Genomic DNA, 20,638 nt, shown 5'->3' with positions numbered 1-20,638 from the left:
ATGAGCTGCCACGAACTCGAAGCGCTACGACTCGGCTTAATGAACGTCCTCGGCACCGACGACCGCGCCGCGCGCGAGCACGCCGAGAAGGAACTGGACGGCGAGCTCGCGGGCCCCATCGAGGGGCTCGCGACCGCCGAGACGCTCGACACGCTCCGTCGCCACCTCGACGCCGCGCTCGTCGACTTGGAGGAGGAGGTCGCGACGCTCGACGCTGATGACCCCGAGGCCGACTACGTCCGCGGCCGGCTCGTCGCCGTCCGCGACGCGGAGCGGAGCCTCGCCCGCCTCGCGACCCACGGCGACGACCTGCTCGACGGGCTCGGCGAGACCCACCACGACCTCCACGATGCCTTCCCCGTCGAGGAGTGAGGGCGAGGGCGACGGTGACGACCCCGGAACGACCGCCGACTCGCGGACCGACGCCTCGACGACCGATCCCTCGACGACCGATCCCCCGCGGATCGACCCCGCGCTTTCCGCCCACGCCGTCGCTTCGCTGGGCGAGATCGATCCCGGCGGCTCGCGTCAGCGGGGACGCCGCTCCGCGGTCGCGCTGACCGACGAGGCGGTCGTCGTCGGCACCGCCGACGGGGACCTCCGGGCGTTCGAGCGTGACGACGACGCCGGTCGCGGCGAGAGCGACGCGCTCCGCCACCCCGCCGAGGACGACACCGCCGGCGAGTTCGCCCCCGAGCGCTGGCGGCTCTCCGGCGACGAGCCGGTCGTCGCGCTGACGCCGTTCGACGACGGAGTTCTCGTCGGCACTCGGGGGGAGCACGGGTTCGTCCGCCTCGTCGACGCAGACGGCGACGAGCGCTGGCGGCTGTCGACGGCGGACGACGTGGGGCCGCCCGCGAAGGAGACGCGCTTCTGGTACCCGTTCGTCGCCGCGATCGAGACGCACGGCGACCGGGGGTACGCCGCCGCGCGACGGTACGAGCGTCGAGAGACCGAGGGCGACGCGACCGCCCGCCGCTTCGAGAGCGTCGTCTACGCGATCGACCCGGACGGGACCGTCGCGTGGCGGTACGCGGCCGCCGCCTCTCCGATCGCGGTGGCGGCCGACGGCGACCGGGTCGCGGTCGCGTACAACCGCTGTCCCGAACCCGACGCCCACGACGACGGGCTGGTCGCGCTCGACCCCGAGACGGGCGAGGTCCGCCTGCGGTGGGACCCGCGCCGCGCGCCCGACGCCGGCGGCGAGCGCGGCGATCCGGACGCGGCCCGGCCCGTCGGCGACGTGGCGCTCACCCCGGGCGGCTACGCGGTCGCGAGTCACGCCGACTACCGCGGCTATCTGCTCGACCGCGACGGGACGGTCCGGGCGTCGGTCGACCTCGGCACGCCCGTCGATCGGGCGCGCGACGGCGGCGACGCGGACGCCGACGCGCCGACGGACCGGGTGTACGCCTACCCCAACCACGTCCACGCCGGCCCCGCTGGCGTCGCGTTCGTCGTCGGCAACACCTTCCCCGAGGAGGGCCGCGAGACGGCCGCACGCCACCCCGCCGAACACACCGCCGTCGGCGTCGACCTCGCGGGCACGGAGCGCTGGCGCGCCGACGTGGGCGGCTTCGCGCACCACGTCGCGGGGACCGACGACGCGCTGGCGGTGCCGGCGGCACAGCACTTCCGGGACCGCGACCCGTCGGTTCACGGGGTACGCCTGTTCGACCTCGGAACCGGTGCGGTGTCGGCCGCGGACACCGACGGCGTCGCGACCGCGGTCGCGCTGACCGACGAGGCGGTCGCGGCGGTCGAGGAGCCGGTCGCGTACCACGACGGCGACGGCGACGAACGCGGCGCGTATCAGGTCCACCGCTGGCGGCGGTGACTCCTCGAAGCCACCGGGCCGCTCCCGGCACCTAGCTCCGTGCTATTTTCCGGCCGTTCCACCGAGTTCCCGCTCGACCCGCTCCGCCGACAGCGACGACAGCGGGACGCGCTCGCCCCCCGTCGAATCGAGGAGCGTCGGGACGACGCCACCGGCGTCGCCCGCGTCGACGACGAGCGTTCGGTCGCCGGCCTCGCGGAGTCGCCCGCCGGCCTCCCGGACGGCCGCGGTCGGCCGCTCCGAGGCGTTCGCGCCGCCGTCGGTGACGACGACCGCGAGCGACGCGTCGGCGTCGGCGCGCGCGATCGCGTCGGCCGCGGCGTCGACGCCGGCCGCGAGCGGGGTCCGGTCGCCCGTCGGAAGCTCCTTCAGGTGGCGCGCCGCCCGCCCCACGTCGTCCGTCGGCGGGAGCAAGAGGCCGGCGTCGTCGCCGGCGAACGCCACCAGCGCGACGGCGTCGCGGTGTTCGTAGGAGTCGCGGAGCAGGTCGATCGCCGCGCCCTTGGCCGCCCGCATCGGGCCGCGCATCGAGGCGGAGGCGTCGACGGCGAAACAGACGAGCGTCTCGGCGTCGCCGGCGCGGACGGACCGCCGGAGGTCCCGCTCCTCGACGCTCCGGCCGCCGCGCTCGGCCGCCGCGCGGACCGACGCGCCGGCGTCGACCCGGTCGCCGGAGCGCGCACGCTCGGTTCGGACCCGCGGACCGGTCCCTCGCGTCGAGGGAGCCGCGCTCGACCGCCCGTCGCCGTCCCCTCCGGCCGTCGTTCCGGCGTCGGGCGTCTCGATGTCGGGCGCGACCGCGTCGCCGACGCCGACCCGGTCAGACCCCGGTACCAGCGGCGTCGCCTCCGCGGAGTCGTCCGCGGACTCGTCCGGGTCGTCTCTGGAATCCGTATCCGGGTCGTCGCCCGCGGAGTCAGCCCCGCTGCCGCTCTCGTCGGCCGTCGTTTCGGGCGGTTCGGGGTCGCGTCCGCCGTCCGGGTCGCGGTTCGGTCCGTCGGGTGCCCCGCCGTCCGCGTCGCCGTCGCTGTCCTCGCCTTCGTCGCCCGCAGTCTCGGCCGGCGCTTCTTCGTCGCCGCCGTCCGCGTCGCCCCTGCCACCCTCACTCCTGCCGTCGCGGTCGCCCGGGCCGCCTTTCCCCTCGCCGTCCGCTGCTTCGCCGCCCTCACCGGCCTCGCCGTCCGTCGTTCCGTCGGCGTCCTCGCCGGCGTCTCCCTCGCCCGCGTCCGGTTCGTCGCCGTCGTCCCCGAGGTGGTCGTCGATCAGCTCGTCGGCGTCGGCGGTCTCCTCGAACGGGTCGGTACGCAGGCGGTGCGGCAGCGCCAGCGACGCGGCCTCGCGCACGTCGCCCTCGATCACGCGACGGCGACCGTCCAGCGCGGCGAGGGTGCGGGCGCAGCGCGCGGCCGCGATGTCCGCCCGGTGGCCGTCGACGCCGGCGTCGCGACACAGTTCGACGAGGTCGCGGAGGAACGAGTCTGGGAGCGTCACCGAGCCGAGCCGACCGCGGGCGTCGCCGATCGCTGCGGCGGGATCCCCGAACGCCGGATCGTCGGCCGTCGCGCCGGTCTCGTCTCCCTTGTCGCCCGCCGCGTCGTCCTCGCCGCTCTCTCGGGTCGCGTCGCCGCCGCTCCGGGCGGCCGCTCCGGCGTCTCGGCCGAGCGCCCGGTCGACCACCGCCATCCGATCTTCGGTCGCGTCGAGCCCGGTCACGTCGACGGCGAGGTCGAACCGGTCGCGGAGCTGCGGCCTGAGCGCGCCCTCCTCCGGGTTCATCGTCCCGATAAGCGTGAACTCGGCGGGGTGGGTCAGCGAGACGCCGTCGCGCTCCACGGTGTTCACGCCGGAGGCGGCCGCGTCGAGCACCACGTCGACGAGGTGGTCGTCGAGGAGGTTCACCTCGTCCACGTAGAGGACGCCGCGGTTCGCCCGCGCCAACAGCCCCGGGTCGAACGACGCCTCGCCGTCGAGCGCGTCCGCGACCGACAGCGATCCGACGACCGCCTCGCGGGTCGCGCCGAGCGGCAGCGTGACGAACGGCGCCGGCCGGGTCGCGACCGGGAGGCTCGCCCGCCGGCGACACGAGGGACACTGCCGGCTCGCGTCGCCGGGCGGACAGCCGTACCGACAGTCGGCGACCACGCGCCGCTCGGGCAGGTACGACGCGAGCGCGCGTGCGAGCGTCGACTTGCCGGTCCCCTTCTCGCCGCGGACCAGCACGCCCGAGAGGTCGTCGTTCGCGCCGACGGCCGAGAGCGCCCGCTTCAGTTCGGTCTGACCGACCACGTCGCCGAACTCCGCGGTTCGCGTCGGTGGGTTTTTGTCGCTGCCTTCATCAAGCACAGTTGACTTACAGCAACGAGGATTTACAAACCTTATGACGACACTCGGACTCTACACGGCGACGGAGAACGAACTCGGGTCCGTGGCCGCCGCCGCGGGCGAGACGGACGCCGACCTGCTCGCGCGCTCGAAGGGCGACCTCGACGACCCGGCCGACGTGGACGCGTTCCTCTCGGCGGTGGTCGAGGCGGACGCCGCGGCGGTCGTGCTGTGGCTCCACGGCGGCACCGACAGCATGCCGGGCTACGAGCGGGCGACGGCCCGGCTCCGCGAGGCGGGGATTCCCGTCGTCGTGAAGGCGACCGGCGACGCCTTCGCCGCCGAGGACACGACGGCCGACGACGCGGTCGCATCGAGCGTCCGCGCGTACCTGGAGCGCGGCGGGACCGCGAACCTCGCGAACCTCCTGCGATATCTGGCCGACACCTACGGCGCTCCAAGCGACGCCCCGCCCGAGGGGTACGCGTACGACGAGCCGGTCGCGCTCCCGTCCGAGGGCGTCTACCACCCCGACCACCCGGGCGCGGGGTACGAGGAGCTGGTCGCGACGTTCGACCCCGATACGCCGACCGTCGGCGTGTGGTTCTACGAGTCCCACTGGACGCACGAGAACACGCGGTACGTCGACGCGCAGGTGCGCGCACTCGAAGAACGCGGGGTCGACGCGCTCCCGATCTTCTGTGAACCCGCCGGCGACGAGGACGGCTGGGACGCCGAGCGCGTCACCGACGAGTGGCTTCTCGACGCCGACGGCGACCCCGTGGTCGACGCGATGTGCTCGTCGTTCATGTTCGCGCTCTCGATGGACGAGCGCGGCCGCGACGCCGACGACGAGGGCGCGAGCGCGCAGGACGTGTTCTTGGACCGGCTCGGCGTCCCCGTGCTCCAGACGGTGACGACGATGCGGTCGCGGTCGCGCTACGCGGCCAGCGACACCGGCGTGATGGGGTTCGAACTGGCGCTGTCGGTGGCGCTCCCGGAGTTCGACGGCAACGTGATCACCCACCCCATCTCCGGAAAGGAGCGCGCGGACGACGCGGCGGGGATCGGCTCGGCCCCGAAACAGCACTACCCGATCGACGACCGGGTCGACCACGTCGCGTCGCTCGCGGCCAACTGGGCGCGGCTCCGACACTGCCCGACCGACGAGGCGCGCGTGGCGGTCGTCCTCCACAACTACCCGCCGAGCGACGACGGCATCGGCACGGCGTTCGGCCTCGACACGCCCGCGAGCACCGCGAACCTGCTCGGAGAGCTCGACGAGCGGGGGTACGACCTCGGAGCGGGCGAAACGGGAGCGGCGGGCGCCGGCGACGCCGAGGCGGGCCCCCCGACTGACGGCGCGGCGCTCATCGACGCGCTCACCTCGCAGCTCACCCTCGACGACCGCTGGGTCGCGCCCGAGGACGTTCGCGAGCTGAGCGTCGACACCGTCTCGCCCGCAATCTACCGAGAGTGGTTCGACGGCCTCGACGACGGCTTCCGCGAGGCGGTCCTCGACGAGTGGGGCGACCCGCCCGACCGCCCGTTCGCGATCCCGGGCGTCGAGTTCGGGAACGTGCTCGTCACGGTCCAGCCCCCGCGCGGGTTCGGGATGGACCCCTCGAAGGTGTACCACGACTCCGACCTGCAACCCCCCCACGACTACGTCGCCTTCTACCGCTGGCTCCGCGAGTCGTTCGACGCCGACGCGGTCGTCCACATGGGCACCCACGGCTCGCTGGAGTGGCTCCCGGGCAAGACCGTCGGACTGGACGCGTCGTCCGCGCCCGACCAGCTAATCTCTGATCTCCCGAACGTCTACCCCTACGTGATCAACAACCCCGGCGAGGGGACGCAGGCGAAGCGCCGGTCGTACGCCGCCGTCGTCGACCACCTCACGCCGCCGATGGCGAACGCCGGCACCTACGACGACCTCGCGGAGCTGGAGGAGCTGGCGAACCAGTACCGCGAGGCCGGGACGACCGACGCGCGCCCCGACGACGGCGAGCGGCTCGAACGCCGGATCCGGGAGACGGTCGACGAACTGGACCTCGCGGTCGAGCTGGGGATCGACGGCGAGATAGAGCAGAAGGCGGACGTGCGCGGCCCCGACGAGGCCGGATCGACGCTCGCGGAGGGCGAGGTGGCGGGCGCAGACCTCGCCATCGACGACCTGATCGAGCGGATCCACGCGTACCTGACCGACGTGAAGACCACTCAGATCCGGATGGGGCTGCACACCCTCGGCGAGCCGCCCGCGGACGACCGGCTCGTGGAGTATCTCGTCGCGCTCACCCGGTTAGAGAACCCCGGCGCGCCGAGCCTCCGCGAATCGGTCGCCGGCGTGCTGGGAGTCGACTACGATCAGATGCGCGAGCGCCCCGGCGCGTACGACGATGAGCTTGGTATGACCTACGCGGAGGCGGCCGACCGCGTCCACGAGGTGAGCTGCGACCTCGTCGCGACGCTCGCCGAGCGCGGCTTCGACGTGCCGGAGTCCGAGCGGGAGGCGGGACCGGACGACGAGGTGAACATGAATCTGCTCGTCGTCGACGTCGACACGATCGGCGACGCCCGGGCGCGGTCCGGCGCGCACGACGACCTCCGCGAGGCGCTCGCGTACATTTGCGAGGAGGCCGCCCCGCGCGTCGGCGGCGCTCGCGCCGAGGTCGGCAACGTCGCCGACGCACTCGCCGGCGAGTACGTCCCGCCGGGCGGGAGCGGCGCGCCGACCCGCGGCGGCGTCGATCTCCTCCCCTCCGGCCGGAACTTCTACACGCTCGACCCGCGGAAGGTGCCCGCGCGCGCCGCGTGGGACGTGGGCCGGGAGGTCGCGGAGGGCGTGTTGGATCGACATCTGGATGACGAAGGAGCGTACCCCGAGGAGATCGGCGTCGTCGCGTGGGGGACGCCGACGGTCCGGACGCGCGGCGAGACGATCGCGCAGGTTCTCGCGCTGATGGGCGTCGAGCCGGTGTGGTCCGACGCCGGCCGCGTCGAGGACGTGGAACCGATCCCGCTGGAGGTGCTTGACCGGCCGCGGATCGACGTGACGACGCGCGTCTCCGGGCTCTTCCGCGACGCCTTCCCCGCGGCCGCGGGCGTGATCCACGACGCGGTCGACGCCGTGGTCGACCTCGACGAGTCCCACGCGATGAACTACGTGAAGAAACACGTCGAGGAGGAGACGGAGGAGCTCGCGGCCGCGGGCGTCGACGACCCCGAGTCGGCCGCGACGCACCGGGTGTTCACCACGACGCCCGGCGGCTACGGCGCGGGGACGAACAAGGCGGTCGACGAGGGCGAGTGGGAGGACCGCTCCGACCTCGCCGACGTGTACACTCAGTGGGGCGGCTACGCGCTCGGCAAGCGCGGCCGCGTGACCGAGACGCACGACGCCTTCGAGCGCCGGCTCTCCGGCGTCGAGGCGACCGTGAAGATCGAGGACACGGACGAGCAGGACGAGTTCGACTCCTCGGACTGGTACGCGTTCCACGGCGGGTTCATCACCGCGGTCACGGAGCACGCGGGCGAAGAGCCCGCCTCCTACGTCGGCGACTCCGCGGACCCCGACGACGTGCGCGTCTACACCAACGAGGAGAAGGTCCGCAAGGCGCTGCGCTCGCGCGTGCTGAACCCGCGCTGGCTCGACTCGATGGAGGAGCACGGCTACAAGGGCGCGGGCGACCTCTCCTCGACGGTCGACGTGGTGCTCGGCTGGGACGCCACCACCGGCGTCGTGAGCGACGCGCTCTGGGAGGCCGTCGCGGACGCGTACGCCTTCGACGAGGACCGCCGCGAGTGGCTCTCGGACGTGAACCCGTGGGCGCTCGACTCGATCACCGACACGCTTGGAGAGGCGATAGACCGCGGGCTGTGGGACGCCGACGCGGAGACGGAAGAGCGCCTGCGCGACCTGAACCTCCGCGCCGAGGGGGCGATCGAGGAGCGCGAATCGCGGGGCGACGCGGACGCGCTCGCGGGCCGCGCCGGCGACGACGACTGATCTGACCACCATCACCTCATTCCGACCACCATCATCTCATCATGAGCGACACACCAGAGACACCCGACGCGACGGCAACGACGCCCGAAACGGCCGATGACGGCGGCTCCGGCGACCGCGAGGCGTACGCCGACCTCGGAGCGACGACCGAGGCGGCGATGGACATCGCCGAGACCAGCATGGACCGCGTCCACGAGCTGGTTCCGCAGGAGACGCTCGCGGACCGCCTGCGCGCGAAGTCGGTCCACGCGACCGGAGATCCGGAGTTCCAGCACCTCGTTCGCTTCATCGGCGCGGACGAGAGCGAACCGGTCCGCGCGGGCGCGAGAGCGGTGCTCGACGAGCGGCCGATCGTGACCGACATCACGATGGTGAAAGCCGGGATCACCGGCCGCGGCCACGACTGTGCGGTGCGCAAGGCGATCGGCAACGGCGCGGAGCTGGCCGCCGAGACCGGGATGACCCGGACCGCGGCGGCCGTGCTCGAACTCGACAGCGAGGGCGTCTACGACGGCGCGATCGCCGTCGTCGGGAACGCGCCGACCGCGGCGCTCGCGCTCGCCGACTGCATCGAGGACGGCACGCGGCCGGCGGTCGTCGTCGCCACGCCCGTCGGCTTCGTGAAGGCCGCGGACTCGCGCGAGCGGCTCCGCGAGGTCTGCGCCGCACACGGCGTGCCCGCCGTGACCAACGTGGGCCGGCGCGGCGGCAGCGGCCTCGCCGCCGGGCTGACGAACGAGCTAGTCCACGTCGCGAGCGACGCCCGGGAGGGGGAGATCGACCTGTGACCGGCGACGACTCCGACGGCTCCGACGACCCCGTCCCCGACCTCCCCGACTCCCCGGCCGAGGCGGCGAGCGCAGCGCCCGAGCCGTCGCGACGCGACGCGGAGTCCGACGGTGAACCGCCGGTCCACGCCGTCGGGATCGGTCCCGGCAACACCGAGTTCCTGACCCGGCGCGCGGGGCGGCTGCTCCGCGAGGCGGACGTGGTCGTCGGCTTCGAGACCGTGGTCGAGTTCGTCGCCGACGAGACCGACGCGGAGCTCATCACCTGCGGGTACCGCGACGAGCCCGCGGCGCTCGGCCGGTTCGCCGCCCGCGTCGCCGACGGCGCGCGCGGCGTCGCCGTGCTCATGGGCGACCCGAACCACTCAGGCTACCAGTTCCTCGGGAAGGTCGAGGCCGCGGTCGACGCGCCGGTCCGCGTCGTCCCCGGCATCTCCTCGGTGCAGATGGCCGCGAGCCGCGCCCGCACGCCGCTCGAAGACTCGGTCTTCGAGACGCTCCACGTCAGAGGCGACCTCTCGTCAGCGCTCGCGCGCCTCCGGGAGGCCGTCGGCGACCGCCACCTGATCGTGATCCCGCGGCCGTACGACTGGATGCCCGAGGACGTTGCGGCCGACCTCGTCGACGCCGGAGCCGACCGGACCCGCGAAGCAATCGTCTGCGAGCGGCTGACACACCCCGACGAGCGGATCACTCGGACCGACCTCGGAACGCTCGCCGACGGGGCCGGGGGCGACGGCCCCGACGACACCGCCTTCTCCGACCTCTCCGTGCTCGTCGTTCGCGCGTGAGCGGCGACGGGGCGGGGACCGATCAGCGGGAGGGCCCCTCGTCGACTCGACGACTGCCCCGGAGCCGACCGCCCGACTCGCCGTCTCTCTCCGTGACGACCTCGAACCCGAGGTCGCGATAGAACTCCTCCAGTTCGGCGTCGAACTCGGCGGTGACGACCCCGACTTCCGGGTCTCGCTCGGCCCGCCGAACCGCGGTCGCGACGAGCGCGGAACCGATCCCGCGACCGCGACGCGACCGACGGATCGCGACGGCGTCGACGTGGAGCTGTTCCGGCCCCCGTCGCACCGCGACCAGCGCGCCGACGACCGCGTCCGTCCGATCGAAGCTCGCCACCAGCGCGTCGCCGCGGTCGACTGCGTCGTCGAGGGCCGCGGCGTCCGTCTCTAACATCGCGGCGTCGAGCACGCGAAGGACGTCGAGCCGGTCGTCAGGAGTGGCGGGTTCCACAGCGAACCCGTCGGGAGGGTCTCGCGGCGGACCGCCCGGATCGCGCTCTCCGCTCACGCGTCGTCGCCGGTCGCGGCGTGCGACTGCGCCGGTCGGTCGGTCGAGCCGCCCTTGATCAGCCGCAGGAGCTTGACTTCGTCGGCGTCGACGACGCGGTCGCCGGGGACGGGCGAGCCGTCGACGAGCGCGGACGCCTCTTGGGGATGGTAGCCCGCGGCGCGGATCAGGTCGTCGTAGGTGGCGTCGTCGGGGAGGTCGATCCGCTCCGTCTCCCCGCCGACGACCCGCACGCGTACGTTCATCGGCGGCGCGCCTCGACGCTGCTGGGCACGGCGATTACCCGTCCAGCTCCTCGCGGAGCAGCCCGTTCACGTCGCCGGGGTCGGCGCTGCCGCCGGTCGCCTGCATCACCTGCCCGACGAGGAAGTTGATCGCGCCCTCGTCGCCGTCGCGGTAGTCGGCGACCGCGTCGGGGTTCTCCTCGATGGCGGCTTCGACCGCGCTCTCGACTTCGTCGCTTTCGGCCTTGCCGAGCCCCTCGCGCTCGATGACGGTCTCGGGGTCGTCGCCCTCGTCGAGCATCTCGCGGAGGACGACCTCCTCGGCGTTCTTCACCGTCAGCTCCTCCGCCGCGACCAGTTCGATCAGGCGCGTGAACTCGCCGAGCCGACCCTCGACGTCCGTAATCTGCATCTCTCGGTAGTTGAGCTCGCCGAGGAGGTTGTCCGCGACCCACGTCGCGGCGAGGTCGGGGTCGAACTCGCCCGCGATGTCCTCGAAGAAGTCCGCGACCGCCTTCGTGGAAGTGAGCTTCGAGGCGGCCTCGCGGTCGAGCCCGTACTCCTCGCGGAAGCGCTCGCGGCGGGCGTCGGGAAGCTCCGGGATCGCGATCCGGTCCTTCCAGTCCGCCACCTCCAGCGCGGGCAGGTCCGCCTCGCGGAAGTAGCGGTAGTCCTTCTCGGCCTCCTTCGAGCGCATCGAGACGGTGACGCCGCGCGCCTCGTCCCAGTGTCGGGTCTCCTGTTCGATCTCGCGGCCGCGCCGGAGGACGTTCTCCTGTCTGGTGACCTCGTACGCGAGCGCCTGCTCTGCGCCCTTGTGACTGGAGATGTTCTTCACCTCGGCGCGGTTGGCGGCGGCGAGCGCCTCGTCGGTGATGGTCCCGTCGTCGGCGACGTCCTCCTCCGATACGAGCGAGACGTTGGCGTCGACGCGCAGGCTCCCGTCACGGGTGGGGTCGAAGACGCCGAGATACTCCAGCACTTCCTCCAGCTTGGCGAGGAAGGCTCGCGTCTCGGCCGGCGACCGGAAGTCCGGCTCGGTGACGATCTCCATGAGCGGGGTGCCCGCGCGGTTGTAGTTGACGAGCGTGTGCGTGGCGTTCTCGATGGAGCCGCCGGCGTGCTGGATGCTGCCGGGGTCCTCCTCCAGGTGCGCGCGGGTGATCCCGATGGTGCGCGTCTCGTCGTCGGCGCGGACCTCCAGCTCGCCGGCCTGACAGATCGGCGCGTCGTACTGGGTGAGCTGGAAGTTCTTCGGCAGATCGGGGTAGTAGTAGTTCTTCCGGTGGAACGTCGTCGTCTCCGGGATCTCGGCGTCGATCGCCTTCCCGATCTTCACCGCGGCCTCGACCGCCCCCTCGTTGAGGACCGGCAGCGCGCCCGGCAGCCCGAGACAGGTCGGACAGGTGCGCGTGTTCGGCTCCTCGTCGTCTCCGGGCTCCGTCGAGCAGCCGCAGAAGATCTTCGTGTCGGTCTCGAGCTGGACGTGGACCTCCAGCCCGATCACGACGGTTCGCTCCGCCGTCGCGGCCTGCGTACTCATTACCGACCCGTTGTGAGCGGGCCACCTAAATCGTGTCGGGACCGCTCTGGGGACGTTGCTAAACCCTTATCAGCGCGCGGGTGGGACGAACGGGCGTATGAGCGACCTCCCGGACGACTTCGACTGCACCCTCACCAACTGGGAGTACATCTACGGGCTCTGCCGCAACGTCTCGAACGCGGTGAAGCGCGCCGACTTCGAGCCGGACGTCGTCGTCGCGCTGGCGCGCGGCGGCTGGTTCGCGGGCCGATGTATCTGCGACTTCCTCGGGCTCGACGACCTGACGAGCCTCAAGATGGAACACTACGTCGGAGCCGCGGAGAAGACCGACGAGCCGCAGATCCGCTACCCCATGCCGGAGGGCTCGGTCGAGGGGAAGAACGTCCTGATCATCGACGACATCGCGGACACGGGCGGGTCGATCCGTCGGGCCGAAGAGTACGTCGAAGACCGGGACGCGGGCGACGTGCGCACCGCCACGCTCCAGCTTCTCGGCACCTCCGAGTTCCAGCCGGACTTCGTCGGCGAACGGCTCGAACAGTGGACGTGGGTCGTCTACCCGTGGAACTTCGTCGAGGACATGATCGACCTCACCGAGGGGGCGATGGAGCGCGCCGACGAGACCGTCTTCGACCGGGAGGCCATCCGTCACTACCTCGAGGAGTATCACGGTATCGGCCGCATCGAGATGGAGGTCGCCCAGCCCGACCGGCTCGGCGAGGTGATCGAGGAGATGGTCCGGCGAGACGTGGCTGCGCCCGTCGGCGAGGACAGCTGGACCCTCGCCGAGTAGCCCGCACTCGACGATGGACTCGGACGACTCCGCCGCAGACGGTGACGAAGACGCGCTCGACGCTCTCTGTGACGCCTACGCGCTCAAAGACGAGCGGCGCACGGGGTGGCAGCTCCGCGGCGTCGACGCGCCCGAGTCTGTCGCCGCCCACACGTGGGGCGTCGCCTACCTCGTGGTGGCGCTCGGCGACCGCTTCCGCGCCGACCTCCCGGGCGTCGACCTCGACCGCGCGCTCCGGCTCGCGGTCGTCCACGACGTCGCCGAGGCGGAGACGGGCGACGTGGCGACACGCGCGGACTCGACGGCCGAGCCGCCGGACTCGGACGCCAAGGAGGCGGCGGAACGCGAGGCGATGGTCGCCCTCGCCGGACCGCTCCCCGATCGCGTTCGCGACGCGTGGGAAGAGTACGAGGTCCGCGAGTCGCCCGAGGCGGTCCTCGTCAAGGAGTGCGATCTGCTCGACGTCTGTCTACAGGCCGTGGTCTACGAGCGCGGCGATCGGTACGACCCCGCCGCCGGCGACCCGGACGCGTTTCACGAGTATGACGACCTCGACGAGTTCTTCGCGACGACCGAGCCGCGGATTCGGACCGACACCGGCCGCGACCTGTTCGAACGGCTCCGAGAGCGGTACCGGATCGCTCGGGACGAGTGAGCCGCCACAGCCGCGGCGGGGTTCGACGATCGTCGTATACTCTAAACGACGTTTGTAGGCCTTCTACGGCCATATTCCGCGCGTATATGGTAAAATGGTTAACGGGGGAGGTCGTCACGGGACGTGAGAGCTTTCACCACGCATGTCCGAGAACACTGACCTTATCATCGTCGGCGGGGGGATCAGCGGGGCGTCGCTTCTGTACACGGTGGCGAAGTTCACCGACGTCGACGACGTGACGCTGATCGAGAAAGAGCGGGAGATCGCGGCGGTCAACTCCCACCGGACGAACAACTCCCAGACGCTGCACTTCGGCGACATCGAGACGAACTACACCCTTCAGAAGGCCGAGGAGGTCAAGGAGGGCGCGGAGCTGCTCGCGGGCTACCTCGAAGGCACGGATCCGGACCGCGAGATGCACAGCAAGCGGAGCAAGATGGTGCTCGGCGTCGGCGACGAGGAGGTCGAGAAGCTGGAACAGCGGTACCGCGAGGAGGGGTTCGGCGACCTCTTCCCGAAGCTGCGCGAGATCGGCCGCGAGGAGATCGAAGAGCTGGAGCCGAAGGTCGTCGAGGGGCGCGACCCCGGAACCGAACTCAAGGCGCTCCAGACGCCCGACGGGTACGTCGTCGACTACGGCGCGGTCGCGCGGTCGTTCGTCGAGGACGCCCGCGAGGAAGACGGCGTCTCCGTCCACCTCGGGACCGAGGTAAGGAACGTCGACGAGGGCGGTGACGGGTTCACCGTCGAGACCGACGACGGCGACTTCGCGGCCGACGCCGTCGTCGTCACCGCCGGCTCCCACAGCCTCCAGTTCGCGAAGGAGATGGGCTACGGCGAGGACCTGTCGCTTCTGCCCGTCGCGGGCAGCTTCTTCCTCGCCGGCGACCTGTTGAACGGGAAGGTGTACACCCTCCAGATGAAGAAGCTCCCCTTCGCCGCGGTCCACGGCGACGCCGACGTCCACGACGACGGCGTCACGCGGTTCGGCCCGACCGCGAAGGTCGTGCCCGCGCTCGAACGCGGCGAGATCTCGACCGTGAGCGACTTCGCCGACGTGTTCGGACTCAACGTCTCCTCGGTCCTGAGCTACGCCAACATCCTCGCCGACCCCATCCTCTTCCCGTTCGTCGTACGGAACCTCGCGTACGACGTCCCCGCGCTCGGCAAGCGCGCGTTCCTCCCGCACGTCCAGAAGGTCGTGCCGACCGTCGAGGTCGACGACATCCAGCGCGCGAAGGGGTACGGCGGCGTGCGCCCGCAGATCGTCGACACCGAGAACAAGACGCTCGACATGGGCGAAGCGAAGATCGAAGGCGACGGCATCCTGTTCAACATCACGCCCTCCCCGGGCGCGTCGACGGCGCTGAAGAGCGCGATGACCGACGTCCAGACCGTGCTCGACTTCTTCGACGGCGAGTACGCGTTCGACGAGGCCGCCTTCCGCGACGAGACGATCGAGAACTTCCCCCGGCTCGACGAGGAAGGTGAAAATTCTGCCGCGTCTGGTGCAGACGGATCGTCCGCTGACGACGACCCCATCGCCGCCGAAGCCGACGACTGAGTCCGTACGCCCGTTCTCTTCGTTCGTTCGCTTCGCTCGCCGCGGAGTCGTGCCGCGAGCGATATCGGTAAGTAGTGCCGTGATGACGGACACACAATGACCTCGGACGCCGGACCGTCCGCCGCCGACCGACCCGCGTCACCGCTCGTCGACCGTTGGACTGCACTCGACCGGGGCTGGCAGGCGCTCGTCCTCGGATTAGGTATCGTCGCCGTTCACCTCGCGATCCAGTTCGCGGTCGGCTCGCTGTGATGCGGCGCGCCGCGATCGCCGTCGACGTGGTTCGACCCTACCTTCCCGGGTTCGCGCTGCTCGTCGCCGGCGCGCTGCTCGCGAACGTCGTCGCCGGCGCGGTCGACGGCTTACAGCCGCTCGTCGTCGCCGTCGGCGTCGGCGCGCTCGTCGGCAACACGGTCGGCACGCCCCCCGCCGTAGAGCCGGGCGTCAGCGTCGACAAGCTCTTCTTAGAGACCGGGATCGTCCTCCTCGGCGCGGCGGTGGTGGTCGAGGAGTTCGTCGCGGCCGGACCGACCGTCCTCGGTCTCGTCGTCCTCGCGGTCGCGGGCGGGCTCCTGCTCGCGGAGGCGATCGCCCGGCTGCTGTTCCGGCTCGACGGCGCGACGCCGTCGCTTCTGGCCGCCGGCGCGAGCATCTGCGGCGTCTCCGCCGTCGTCGCGATCGGTCGCGTCCTCGACGCGCGCGGGTCGGCTATCACCTTCGCGGCCGCGACCGTCCTGCTCTTCGACGCCGCCACGCTCGTCGCGTTCCCGCTCGCCGGCGAGTGGCTCGGCCTGACGAGCCGCCAGTTCGGCGTCTGGGCCGGCGTGAGCATGTTCTCGACCGGCCCCGTCGCGGCCGCGGGCTTCGCGCACTCCCCGGAGGCGGGCCAGTGGGCGACGGTGACGAAGCTCGCGCGCAACTCGCTTCTCGGCGGCGTCGCGATCGCGTACTCGCTCGCGTACACGGCCCGGTCGGCGACCGATCCGGGCGTGCGTCGACTGTGGTCGGAGTTCCCGAAGTTCCTCCTCGGGTTCCTCCTCGTCGCGGCGGTCGCGAACAGCGGCGTGCTCTCGCCCGCCGCGCTCGACTCCATCGGCCGCGTCTCGGACGCGCTGTTCACGCTGGCGTTCGTCGGCCTCGGCCTCTCGATCCGGCTCCGGGAGATGCGCGAGGTCGGCGGTGCGGCGGTCGGGGCCGTCTTACTCCACCTGCTCGTCGTGAGCGCGCTCGCGCTCGTGGCGGTCCAGTGGTTGCTCTGAGCGATTCACGCCGCATAAGTACCGAGCGGCCACACTCCCGTCATGAGCACAATCGGCTTCATCGGCGGCAGCGGCATCTACGAGGCGCTCCCGCTCTCCGACGTGCGCGAGGTCGAGTACGACACGCCCTACGGCGAGCCCAGCGACGCGATCACGATCGGCGAGTTCGGCGACACCGGCCGCGAGGTCGCCTTCCTCCCGCGGCACGGCTCCGACCACGGCGTCTCGCCCACGGACCTGCCGTACCGCGCGAACATGTACGCCTTAAAACAGGCGGGCGTCACCCACATCTTCGCGTCGAACGCGGTGGGCAGCCTGAAAGACGAGCTCGAGCCCGGCACGCTCGTCGTCCCCGACCAGATCTACGACCGGACCAAACACCGCGACCTCTCCTTCTACGGCGACGGCGTCGTCGTCCACCAGCCCTTCGCGGACCCGTACAGCCCCGAACTGGTCGACCACCTCACCGCGGCCGCGGAGTCGGCGGTCGGCGGCGACAGCGACGCTGACGACGGCGACGCCACGCCCGTCGTGAAGGGCGGCACCTACGTCTGTATCGAGGGGCCGCAGTACTCGACGCGCGCGGAGTCGACGTTCTACAAGTCGCAGGGCTGGGACCTCGTGGGGATGACCGCGATCCCGGAGGCGAAGCTCGCGCGCGAGGCGGAGATCGCGTACGCGACGATCGCGGGCGTCACCGACTACGACGTCTGGAAGGAGGACAGCGAGGTGACGCTCGCGGAGGTCCTCGAAAATGCCGAGCAGAATCAGGCGGCGATCAAAGCCGCCGTCGAGGAGGCGATCCGGACGCTCCCAGCGGACTTGGTGTGTGAAGCGCACACCGCCCTCGACGGGACCGTCAACACGCCGACCGAGGCGATTCCCGAGGAGACTCGCGAGCGCGTCGAGCCGCTGCTCGGCGAGCACCTGTAACTCCGCTGCGGCCGGTTCCGCGAACACTAGCGTTATTCGGGTGAGCCACGTACGACAACGTGGTATGTCACAGCAAGGCGTTCAAGAGGAGCTGTACGTCGACCAGTACACGCTCGGGCTGGTCGGGCCCGATCAGGAGTGGGCCGGGACGGTCGCGGACGGGGGCACAGTCACGACGTACACCCCGCCGGGATGTTGGGGGCCGATGGTCACGCCGTCGTTCCGCGGCGGCCACGAGGTGACGCGTCCGATCCGCGTCGAGGGCGCGTCGGTCGGCGACGCCGTCGCCATCCACATCCGCGACGTCGAGGTGACGAGCATGGCGACGAGCACGGGGTCGATGGCGGAACGAGAAGGCGCGTTCGAGGACGACCCGTTCGTCGACCACCGCTGTCCGGAGTGCGGGACGACGTGGCCCGACTCGGTCGTCGAGGGCACCGGCGAGGACGCGATCCGCTGTGCCGAGTGCGGCGCGAACGCCTCCTCGTTCGGTTTCGAGTACGGCTACACCGTCGCGTTCGACCACGAGAACGCCGTCGGGATCACCCTCGACAAGGAGGGCGCCCACGAGCTGGCGCTCGACGCCGAGCGGGTGATGGACATTCCCGAGAACGCCCGCCAACACCCGATCCTGCTGTACGAGCCCGACGGGATGCCCGGCACGCTCGGCCGCCTCCGGCCGTTCATCGGCAACATCGGCACGACGCCGTCGGTGACGATGCCCGACTCGCACAACGCGGGCGACTTCGGACAGAGCCTGATCGGCGCGGACCACGACTACGGCGTCGAGACCGCAGAAGACCTCAACAAGCGGACCGACGGCCACATGGACATCCCCGAGGTGCGCGCTGGCGCGACGCTGATCTGTCCGGTCGACGTCGACGGCGGCGGGGTATACGTCGGCGACCTCCACGCGAACCAGGGCGACGGCGAACTCTCTTTGCACACCACCGACGTGAGCGGGACCGTCACGTTCGACGTCGAGGTGATCGAGGGGCTCGAACTCGACGGCCCCGTCCTGTTGCCGAACGAGGAGGACCTGCCCTTCATCAGCAAGCCGTACAGCGACGACGAGATCGAGGCCGGGAACGACCTCGGGGCGGAACACGGCGTCGACGTGGAGTCGGAGATGGCCCCGATTCAGGTGGTCGGGTCGGGGGGGACCGTCAACGACGCGACGCAGAACGCCTTCGACCGCGCCGGACAGCTGCTGGACATGAGCGAGGGCGAGATCCGCGCGCGGTGCACCTTCACCGGCGGCGTCCAGATCGGTCGGCTGCCGGGCGTCGTCCAGCTCGACATGCTCGCGCCGCTCGACCTGCTCGAAGACCGCGGACTCGACAGTGTCGTCCGCGAGCAGTACGGGCTCTGAATACAGAGAGTATAGCCAGCACTTGTTATCGAGGAAACAGACTATTCAACGCCCGACAGCTAGAAAGCTGAAGCCGTTGACCTCACTCGTTTTCGAGCGCGTCGTAGATGTCTCGGTTCGCGTCTCGATCGCCCGCCGCGACTCGGCGGACTAGTTCCCGTCGGATATCTTCCATCACTTCGTCGAGCGGGGAGCTGGATTCCACTCTGTCCTCGGTCGCCATATCTCACCTGTCGTCCCGAGCGCCGTTAATCGTTCGGGTCCGACGAGTCACCGGTCAGTTCGTCCACCCCGAACCTGATGAGATCCTCACGCCATTCCTCGATTGCGCCGGGGAGGTCGATCGCCTTGGTATGTGAGCGAAGGTATTCGATGACTGCAGCTTCATCGACGGCGGCTTCGTCAGTACCGAATTGCTTGAGAATCGACCTGATTTCGTCGTCGTATTCGAAGCGGTATCCGTTGAGGAAGTAGAACACGACCGCCGTGTTGAGCGCAGTACGCTTGTTTGCGTCCACGAACGGGTGATTCGCAACCAGCAGTCGAAGCAGATGGTACACCTTCTCGTGAACCGTCTCTGGTGCTGTCCCAAAGCGACCCGCTTCGATGTAGTGCAGAGCGAACTCGATATCGCCGGAGTTCTGGATTCCGGTATGTGTGTCAGAATACTCCGACACGATGTCATCATGGATGGTGCAGACATCGTCGACGGAGGGATACCAGAATGAGTCAGCCATTCGATTTGCTGTTGCGTCCGTGCCGGTGTAATCTTTGTTCTGTATGATCTTTCATCTGTGATCGCGATTCCGGCGCCTTCAGACACCGGAAGATGTCAATCTCCTCCGAGCGGGATCGTCAGCCGACCGTCCTCGCGTTCGACGGGTGTCCCGTAAGGCCGCGAGCGCTCGGCGACGGTGTCGCGGACCCACGTCGCGACCTCGCCCTCGGCGAGCGTCGCCGCCTCGTCGACGATACGGATCGGGACGACCTCGATCTCGTGGAGGTCGCCGTCGCGCACGGTCAGCTCGAACAGCGCGCTGCGTTTGTTGTGGACGCCCTGACGATCGATGTAGTCGACGTAGTCGTCGACGAAGTCGCCGGCGTCGTAGATGATCGGCGACCCGTCGTACACCTCGACGCCCTGCAGCACGTGCGCGCTGTGCCCGTGGACGACGTCGACGCCGCGGTCGACGAGGAACCGACCGAACCGCTCGTGGACGGCCCGCGGTTCGGTCTCCCAGTTCGGCCCCCAGTGCAGCGAGGCGACGATCAGATCCGGCTCTAGGGACTCGACGCCGTCGAGCACGTCGTCGACGAGCGCGCGCGTCCCCGGACGTCCGGGGTCGAGCGTCGCGTACGCGGTTCCCGGATCCTCGTCCGTCGCCGCGAACGCCGCGGACTGATCGGTGAGCCCGAACGCCGCGACCCGCACGTCTCCCGCCTCGAACACCGCCGGTTCGAGCGCCGTCTCTCTGTCCGTCCCAGCGCCCGCGTGGGCGATGTCCGCGTCCGCGAGGTGCGTTTTCGTGTCCCGAAGTCCCTGCTCACGATAGTCGAGAATGTGGTTGTTCGCGAGCGAGACGAACGACGCGCCGGCGGCCTCCAAGGCGGGTACCGCGAACGCGGGCGGCGCGCGGAAGTAGTACGTCTTCTCGGGCCAGCGCTCGCCGCGGTCGGAAATGCACCCCTCCAGATTCGCGACGAGCCCGTCGAGCGCCTCCAGCCGCGAGAGCGTCGACCCCCACACGCTCGTCGTGTCGATATTTTCGTCGGTGACCCAGCGGTCGGTGACGCTCCGGCCGAGCATCAGGTCGCCGACGAACCCGATGTGGGTGTCGTCATCGGCGTCGCCGCCGGCGGTGTCGTCTCCGTTTTCGCCCGCCTCGCCGGCACCGGTCCCGCTCGATCCCGAGGGGGTAGCCGAACATCCGGCGAGACCGACAAGTCCCGCGGCTCCGGTACCGCCCGCGGCCAGCAGGCTCCTGCGCGTCTGCATCGACCGGCCGTTCGCCGGGCGCAGATTTCAACCCACCGGAGCGG

19 protein-coding genes are annotated in these 20,638 nt (G+C 70.9%); 12 read left to right on the top strand and 7 right to left on the bottom strand.

All coding sequences use genetic code 11. From position 1 onward, the window contains the following. Together NO930_RS11860 and NO930_RS11855 are read left to right on the top strand one after the other, a co-directional pair. Positions 1-372, top strand: a complete 372-nt coding sequence (locus NO930_RS11860; protein WP_256403629.1) for a DUF3209 family protein — start codon at positions 1-3, stop codon at positions 370-372. Continuing rightward, positions 350-1,837: an outer membrane protein assembly factor BamB family protein gene (locus NO930_RS11855; RefSeq protein ID WP_256403628.1), complete on the top strand. Its 1,488-nt coding sequence runs from the start codon at positions 350-352 to the stop codon at positions 1,835-1,837. The genes NO930_RS11860 and NO930_RS11855 overlap by 23 nt, the downstream gene beginning before the upstream one ends. Before the next feature lie 42 nt (positions 1,838-1,879). Here NO930_RS11855 and NO930_RS11850 read toward each other — a convergent pair whose 3' ends face one another. Then, on the bottom strand, positions 1,880-4,180 hold the full coding sequence (locus NO930_RS11850) for an ATP-binding protein (protein WP_256403627.1): 2,301 nt from the start codon (positions 4,178-4,180) through the stop codon (positions 1,880-1,882). Positions 4,181-4,214: 34 nt separating this feature from the next. On the opposite strand from NO930_RS11850, the gene cobN reads away from it, so the two are divergent. The 3 genes from cobN to NO930_RS11835 all read left to right on the top strand — a co-directional run bounded on the left by cobN (position 4,215) and on the right by NO930_RS11835 (position 9,747). Next, positions 4,215-8,168: a cobaltochelatase subunit CobN gene (cobN, locus tag NO930_RS11845; protein WP_256403626.1), complete on the top strand. Its 3,954-nt coding sequence runs from the start codon at positions 4,215-4,217 to the stop codon at positions 8,166-8,168. A 158-nt stretch (positions 8,169-8,326) separates the two neighbouring features. After that, positions 8,327-8,956, top strand: a complete 630-nt coding sequence (locus tag NO930_RS11840) for a precorrin-8X methylmutase (protein ID WP_256403675.1) — start codon at positions 8,327-8,329, stop codon at positions 8,954-8,956. Then, positions 8,953-9,747, top strand: a complete 795-nt coding sequence (locus NO930_RS11835; RefSeq protein WP_256403625.1) for a cobalt-precorrin-7 (C(5))-methyltransferase — start codon at positions 8,953-8,955, stop codon at positions 9,745-9,747. Before NO930_RS11840 ends, NO930_RS11835 begins: the two co-directional genes overlap by 4 nt. A 22-nt stretch (positions 9,748-9,769) precedes the next feature. Here NO930_RS11835 and NO930_RS11830 read toward each other — a convergent pair whose 3' ends face one another. The 3 genes from NO930_RS11830 to gatB are packed head-to-tail and all read right to left on the bottom strand — an operon-like array spanning position 9,770 to position 12,022. Next, complete coding sequence (locus NO930_RS11830) at positions 9,770-10,255, bottom strand: GNAT family N-acetyltransferase (RefSeq protein WP_425601449.1); 486 nt, start codon at positions 10,253-10,255, stop codon at positions 9,770-9,772. Next, positions 10,252-10,500: a ubiquitin-like small modifier protein SAMP2 gene (gene samp2 / locus NO930_RS11825; RefSeq protein ID WP_137783944.1), complete on the bottom strand. Its 249-nt coding sequence runs from the start codon at positions 10,498-10,500 to the stop codon at positions 10,252-10,254. Before samp2 ends, NO930_RS11830 begins: the two co-directional genes overlap by 4 nt. Positions 10,501-10,534: 34 nt before the next feature. Further along, entirely contained in the window at positions 10,535-12,022 is a 1,488-nt protein-coding gene (gene gatB / locus NO930_RS11820; protein WP_256403624.1) for an Asp-tRNA(Asn)/Glu-tRNA(Gln) amidotransferase subunit GatB, read from the bottom strand. Between the two features lie 97 nt (positions 12,023-12,119). On the opposite strand from gatB, the gene NO930_RS11815 reads away from it, so the two are divergent. From NO930_RS11815 to NO930_RS11785, 7 genes are all read left to right on the top strand, one after another. Continuing rightward, positions 12,120-12,815 carry a phosphoribosyltransferase gene (locus NO930_RS11815; protein ID WP_256403623.1) on the top strand — a complete coding sequence of 232 codons (696 nt, stop codon included), beginning with the start codon at positions 12,120-12,122 and terminating at the stop codon, positions 12,813-12,815. A 13-nt stretch (positions 12,816-12,828) separates the two neighbouring features. Continuing rightward, the gene (locus NO930_RS11810) at positions 12,829-13,470 is read left to right on the top strand and encodes an HD domain-containing protein (RefSeq protein WP_256403622.1); all 642 of its coding nucleotides are present in this window, start codon (positions 12,829-12,831) and stop codon (positions 13,468-13,470) included. A gap of 142 nt (positions 13,471-13,612) precedes the next feature. Continuing rightward, positions 13,613-15,034 carry an FAD-dependent oxidoreductase gene (locus NO930_RS11805; protein WP_256403621.1) on the top strand — a complete coding sequence of 474 codons (1,422 nt, stop codon included), beginning with the start codon at positions 13,613-13,615 and terminating at the stop codon, positions 15,032-15,034. A 96-nt stretch (positions 15,035-15,130) separates the two neighbouring features. Then, positions 15,131-15,286 carry a hypothetical protein gene (locus NO930_RS11800; RefSeq protein ID WP_196219598.1) on the top strand — a complete coding sequence of 52 codons (156 nt, stop codon included), beginning with the start codon at positions 15,131-15,133 and terminating at the stop codon, positions 15,284-15,286. Next, a complete protein-coding gene (locus NO930_RS11795; protein ID WP_256403620.1) occupies positions 15,286-16,293 on the top strand; it encodes a YeiH family protein in 1,008 nt (335 codons plus the stop codon). The genes NO930_RS11800 and NO930_RS11795 overlap by 1 nt, the downstream gene beginning before the upstream one ends. Positions 16,294-16,335: 42 nt before the next feature. Further along, positions 16,336-17,226, top strand: a complete 891-nt coding sequence (gene mtnP / locus NO930_RS11790; protein ID WP_256403619.1) for an S-methyl-5'-thioadenosine phosphorylase — start codon at positions 16,336-16,338, stop codon at positions 17,224-17,226. A gap of 64 nt (positions 17,227-17,290) precedes the next feature. Continuing rightward, complete coding sequence (locus NO930_RS11785; RefSeq protein ID WP_256403618.1) at positions 17,291-18,598, top strand: acetamidase/formamidase family protein; 1,308 nt, start codon at positions 17,291-17,293, stop codon at positions 18,596-18,598. 82 nt (positions 18,599-18,680) lie between these two features. Here the strand turns inward: NO930_RS11785 and NO930_RS11780 are convergent, their stop codons facing one another. The 3 genes from NO930_RS11780 to NO930_RS11770 all read right to left on the bottom strand — a co-directional run bounded on the left by NO930_RS11780 (position 18,681) and on the right by NO930_RS11770 (position 20,594). After that, positions 18,681-18,821: a hypothetical protein gene (locus NO930_RS11780; RefSeq protein WP_256403617.1), complete on the bottom strand. Its 141-nt coding sequence runs from the start codon at positions 18,819-18,821 to the stop codon at positions 18,681-18,683. A 25-nt stretch (positions 18,822-18,846) separates the two neighbouring features. Continuing rightward, positions 18,847-19,335, bottom strand: a complete 489-nt coding sequence (locus tag NO930_RS11775; protein WP_256403616.1) for a type II toxin-antitoxin system death-on-curing family toxin — start codon at positions 19,333-19,335, stop codon at positions 18,847-18,849. Positions 19,336-19,430: 95 nt separating this feature from the next. After that, on the bottom strand, positions 19,431-20,594 hold the full coding sequence (locus tag NO930_RS11770) for a CapA family protein (RefSeq protein WP_256403615.1): 1,164 nt from the start codon (positions 20,592-20,594) through the stop codon (positions 19,431-19,433). Between the last annotated feature and the right edge of the window lie 44 nt (positions 20,595-20,638).

The organism is Halorubrum salinum, from assembly GCF_024494575.1.
GTDB lineage: Archaea > Halobacteriota > Halobacteria > Halobacteriales > Haloferacaceae > Halorubrum > Halorubrum salinum.
This window is presented reverse-complemented; position numbering and strand designations above follow the sequence as displayed.

Coding starts and splice junctions, on each gene's coding strand:
- samp2 (WP_137783944.1), bottom strand. CDS start 10,500: ATGAACGTACGCGTGCGGGTCGTCGGCGGGGAGACGGAGCGGATCGAC.
- cobN (WP_256403626.1), top strand. CDS start 4,215: ATGACGACACTCGGACTCTACACGGCGACGGAGAACGAACTCGGGTCC.
- NO930_RS11770 (WP_256403615.1), bottom strand. CDS start 20,594: ATGCAGACGCGCAGGAGCCTGCTGGCCGCGGGCGGTACCGGAGCCGCG.
- NO930_RS11805 (WP_256403621.1), top strand. CDS start 13,613: ATGTCCGAGAACACTGACCTTATCATCGTCGGCGGGGGGATCAGCGGG.
- NO930_RS11795 (WP_256403620.1), top strand. CDS start 15,286: ATGCGGCGCGCCGCGATCGCCGTCGACGTGGTTCGACCCTACCTTCCC.
- NO930_RS11775 (WP_256403616.1), bottom strand. CDS start 19,335: ATGGCTGACTCATTCTGGTATCCCTCCGTCGACGATGTCTGCACCATC.
- NO930_RS11855 (WP_256403628.1), top strand. CDS start 350: ATGCCTTCCCCGTCGAGGAGTGAGGGCGAGGGCGACGGTGACGACCCC.
- NO930_RS11860 (WP_256403629.1), top strand. CDS start 1: ATGAGCTGCCACGAACTCGAAGCGCTACGACTCGGCTTAATGAACGTC.
- NO930_RS11800 (WP_196219598.1), top strand. CDS start 15,131: ATGACCTCGGACGCCGGACCGTCCGCCGCCGACCGACCCGCGTCACCG.
- NO930_RS11840 (WP_256403675.1), top strand. CDS start 8,327: ATGGACATCGCCGAGACCAGCATGGACCGCGTCCACGAGCTGGTTCCG.
- NO930_RS11810 (WP_256403622.1), top strand. CDS start 12,829: ATGGACTCGGACGACTCCGCCGCAGACGGTGACGAAGACGCGCTCGAC.
- mtnP (WP_256403619.1), top strand. CDS start 16,336: ATGAGCACAATCGGCTTCATCGGCGGCAGCGGCATCTACGAGGCGCTC.
- NO930_RS11815 (WP_256403623.1), top strand. CDS start 12,120: ATGAGCGACCTCCCGGACGACTTCGACTGCACCCTCACCAACTGGGAG.
- NO930_RS11780 (WP_256403617.1), bottom strand. CDS start 18,821: ATGGCGACCGAGGACAGAGTGGAATCCAGCTCCCCGCTCGACGAAGTG.
- NO930_RS11785 (WP_256403618.1), top strand. CDS start 17,291: ATGTCACAGCAAGGCGTTCAAGAGGAGCTGTACGTCGACCAGTACACG.
- gatB (WP_256403624.1), bottom strand. CDS start 12,022: ATGAGTACGCAGGCCGCGACGGCGGAGCGAACCGTCGTGATCGGGCTG.